This is a genomic window from Vibrio sp. T20 (genome assembly GCF_007858795.1).
GTDB classification, from domain to species: domain Bacteria; phylum Pseudomonadota; class Gammaproteobacteria; order Enterobacterales; family Vibrionaceae; genus Vibrio; species Vibrio satsumensis.
This window is the reverse complement of the sequence record NZ_VFEB01000016.1, coordinates 1-657: the sequence shown is the minus strand read 5'-3', so window position 1 is coordinate 657 and position 657 is coordinate 1. Positions and strand designations below refer to the sequence as shown.

Genomic DNA, 657 nt, shown 5'->3' with positions numbered 1-657 from the left:
TGCCACCCGACGCAACGGTGCCTGTGTACGTGGTCGCGTCTTGGCCTTCGGCCTGCAGCGTCAACGTCACCGTATCACCTTCTTTCGCATCACCACCCACGGTACCCGTAATGGCCACCGTGCCCGCCGCTTCCGCCGCGTTCACGATGTCGTCGCCCGCGATGGCGTCAACGGTAATGGTCGCCGCCGCGTCGGTATCGATGGTCACCTCAAGCTCGGTCGACGTCGCGCTGTTGCCCGCATCGTCCGTCACTTTCACGCTCAAGTCGTAAGTGCCATCCAACAAGTCGGCACTTGGCGTGAACTGCCACGTGCTGCCCACTTTCTCCAGCGTGCCATCAAGGGCTACGCCGTCTTTCAGTACCACGATGTCCGCTTGCGCGACATCGCTGTCGATGTTGCCCAGCGTGAACGTCGGGGTCTTGTCATTGGTCAGGTTGTCTGTGTCGCTGTCGCCGCTGTCGCTCGACGCAACCAGATCGATGGTCGGTTTGCTGATACCTGTATCAACCTCGTAACCACCGTCTTTGTTGTCACCGCTTGCATCTGTCGTCGCCGTGAACGCGTTGCCCGCTTCATCGGTGCCACTCACGCTCGCCACGATGGTGCTGTCCGCATCCGACGCCAGCACACTGCCCGGAACATTGATGCTGTAAG

Annotated in this window: 1 protein-coding gene; it reads right to left on the bottom strand. The window is 60.9% G+C overall.

Annotated elements, in window-relative coordinates; all coding sequences use genetic code 11:
• On the bottom strand, nt 1-657 hold a 657-nt coding region (locus FTW16_RS01415), incomplete at both ends, for an Ig-like domain-containing protein (RefSeq protein ID WP_146489802.1).